This window comes from Candidatus Hydrogenedentota bacterium, from assembly GCA_012730045.1.
Lineage (GTDB): Bacteria > Hydrogenedentota > Hydrogenedentia > Hydrogenedentales > CAITNO01 > JAAYBR01.
The window spans coordinates 1-3015 of sequence record JAAYBR010000079.1; the positions used below are offsets into that span (position 1 = coordinate 1).

Genomic DNA, 3015 nt, shown 5'->3' on the forward strand with positions numbered 1-3015 from the left:
CCGCTTGCCGCGCCCCCGCAGGGGAACGGCTTGGTGTTCCCGCACGAACCGAGGACATGCGCACGTAGGGGCGCCGCTTGCCGCGCCCCCGCAGGGGAACGGCTTGGTGTTCCCGCACGAACCGAGGTCCGCGCATGTAGGGGCGCCGCTTGCCGCGCCCTCTTTCTAGACACACGCCAAACCCCGCATGCGCGGACCTGCCGCATACACCCGACGGGGCGCCGCTTGCCGCGCCCGGGACGGGCGCGTTGATTCCCGGGCGGGGAAAGGGGTACAACGTCCCCATGGCCGCAGGGGCCGGGAAACGACGCAACGCCATGCCCACAGCCCGCAACCGCGAGAAATGGACGCGCGAGGAGCATCTGCTCGCGTTCAACCTCTACTGCAAGATTCCGTTCGGCACCATCCACCACCGGAACCCGCGGCTCATCGAGCTGGCGGAACTGCTGGGGCGGACGCCCTCGTCCGTCTCCTTCAAGCTGACGAACTTCGCGCGGCTGGACCCGGCGCTGCAGGCCCGGGGCATCGCCGGACTGACCCACGGTGCCAAGGGGGAGGAGCACATCTGGCGGGCCTTTCAGGAAGATGCGGAGGCGGTGGCTTTTGAGAGCGAACGTCTCCTTGCCCAGCGCCGGGAGAAGCCGCTGGAGGTGTCGGCGGACATTGACGACCGCGACCTGCCCGCCGACGGGAAGGAGCGGGAGTCCGTTGTGCGCGTGCGGGTCAACCAGAGTTTCTTCCGCAGCCGCATCCTGTCCGCCTACGACTTCCGCTGCTGCGTCACGGGGCTGGCCGTGCCGGAACTGCTCGTCGCCAGCCACATCCGCCCGTGGAGCATGGACAAGGCCAACCGGCTGAACCCGCGCAACGGCCTATGCCTCAACGCGCTGCACGACCGCGCGTTCGACCGGGGGCTCATGTGGATCGCCGACGACCACACCGTGCGTTTCCGCCCGGCGGCCGGAAAGACGGACGATCTGGCGCGGGGCGCGCTGGAATGGCTCACCCGCTTCGAGGGCAAACGCCTGAACCTGCCCAAAGGATTCTCCCCGGACCCGGCGTTTCTCCGCTGGCACGCGGAACACGTCGCCCGCTGAAACCGGCCGTCGCGTGCGCGGCCGGCAAACCCCTTACCAGAAGACAAAGCGACTCCCATGACGGACGTGTTCACGAAAGAGAAGCGGTCGGAGGTGATGTCGCGGATCCGTTCGCGGGGGAATCTGCAGACGGAGGCGTGGGGGGTGCTTGCAATCTACGGCGGTCCGTGGCATAATTCAACTGCCGTGACGGAAAGGAGCCTCGTGTTCCCGGTCCATGGTGACTGTTGCGGGAAGTGACCCGCGGTTTACCGTCACGGGTTTTTTGTTTTCAGGCCCCATTTTCTTCCCTTGGTCCGGGGAAATTTAACGATACCGTATCCGGAGATGGTGCCGGACGGGCTGGCGGCGAAGCGTGGGCCAAGTTTTTGCAGGTATTCATAGACGGGCAGACTTTCGGCATCGCCATCCCATGCGTCCCCGTATTCCACGAACTGCCGGTACACTCCGTAGGCCACCAGATCCGCCAGTTGCAGACGCTCGTCCGCGTTGCTGTCGCTGAAGCGCAGATTCCCAATCCGGTCGAAAACAAACCCCTTTCTCAGCTGTGATCCCGCCGTCTTGAGCCGCTGGTGCTGTTTCTTCAGGTTGTCCTTGTACTGGTTGCCCCTCGGAGTGGCTCCGCTCATGTCGTCCACAACGATGTGCGCATATCCGCGCCGCCGGGCCATCTCCAGTTGAACCCGCTGCAAGAGGATGTCATAGGCGATAGCCGGGGCGTAGTGCGCCCTTTCGGCGTAAAGCTGCTGGACCTCCTCCTTCTTCACAACACAAGCCAGAAGCGTGCAATCCGTGCCGACAATCAGCTCATAGACGCTTTCAGCAAACCGCCGAAGTTGGTCCTCGCTGATGGAGAACCTCTCAAGGTATCTTGCCTCGCGTTCCTTGGCGTGCCGCAACCAGTTCGCCTTGATCTCCACGTCCCCCCGTCCGAAGCAGTCCCGCTTGAGTCTGCGCAGGCCGTGGTGAAGCACCCCCGCCTGCGCGGGCGTCACCAGAATCCCGCCAAACACGAAATAGGGGGTGATTCCGCCCTTTGTGCTGTATGCGCGCGGAGAATAGGCATACTCCTTCGTGCCGGAATCATCCACATAGAAGACGTGTGTGTGTTCCTCGGGCATACGACCCTCCCTGCTTCCAGCCGCACAGGCTCCCAATTCCATCGCCTGATCACATCCACGCCCGGGATCGCATCTCCACGAGCCGGACGGTATAATACACTTAACCCCCCCGGAGACAGCATCTCCGGCCCGACGCCTCTCATCCGGGAGGCGTTTCTTTTTTGCGGGGGCTTGTTGCTAGACTGCGTTCCTGTCCGGCGGGTGCGCCGGGGTTCTCCACACCGGGCGGATTTGTCCGACGACGGGATAGTCATGACGGACGTGTTCACGAGAGAGAAGCGGTCGGAGGTGATGTCGCGGATCCGTTCGCGGGGGAATCTGCGGACGGAGCTGCGGCTGATGGAGATCATGCGGGGGGCGGGGATCACGGGGTGGCGGCGGGGGCAGCCGGTGCATGGTCATCCGGATTTTGTGTTCCGGCGGGAGCGGGTGGCGGTGTTTGTGGACGGGTGTTTCTGGCACGGGTGCCCGAAGTGTTACCGGCGGCCGAAGTCGAACCGGAGGTTCTGGGACGCGAAGGCGGCGCGGAACCGGGCGCGGGATGCGGAGGTGACGCGGACGCTGCGGCGGGCGGGGTGGACGGTGGTGCGGATCTGGGAGCATGCGCTGCGGCATCCGGGGCGGATCGCCTGGCGGCTGGGGCGGGCGTTGGGGGGGAGGGTTTAGGGTCTAGGGTCTAGCAGCCCGTGGCAAAAGGCTGAATTGAGCGGACCATGTTGAGGTGGTTCCATGCGGGCGTTTCTGGGCGTGTCGTGTGGCGGTGTTTCCTGCGGGGGGGCATACAGGACCAAATGGTC

3 protein-coding genes are annotated in these 3015 nt (G+C 64.8%); 2 read left to right on the forward strand and 1 reads right to left on the reverse strand.

Annotated features, from left to right (window positions below; all coding sequences use genetic code 11):
• The first annotated feature begins 317 nt into the window (after positions 1–317).
• Positions 318–1097 carry an HNH endonuclease gene (locus tag GXY15_07875; protein NLV41132.1) on the forward strand — a complete coding sequence of 260 codons (780 nt, stop codon included), beginning with the start codon at positions 318–320 and terminating at the stop codon, positions 1095–1097.
• A gap of 254 nt (positions 1098–1351) precedes the next feature.
• Here GXY15_07875 and GXY15_07880 read toward each other — a convergent pair whose 3' ends face one another.
• Positions 1352–2218, reverse strand: a complete 867-nt coding sequence (locus GXY15_07880; protein NLV41133.1) for a DUF3800 domain-containing protein — start codon at positions 2216–2218, stop codon at positions 1352–1354.
• Between the two features lie 252 nt (positions 2219–2470).
• On the opposite strand from GXY15_07880, the gene vsr reads away from it, so the two are divergent.
• Complete coding sequence (vsr, locus tag GXY15_07885) at positions 2471–2884, forward strand: DNA mismatch endonuclease Vsr (GenBank protein NLV41134.1); 414 nt, start codon at positions 2471–2473, stop codon at positions 2882–2884.
• Positions 2885–3015 lie beyond the last annotated feature (131 nt).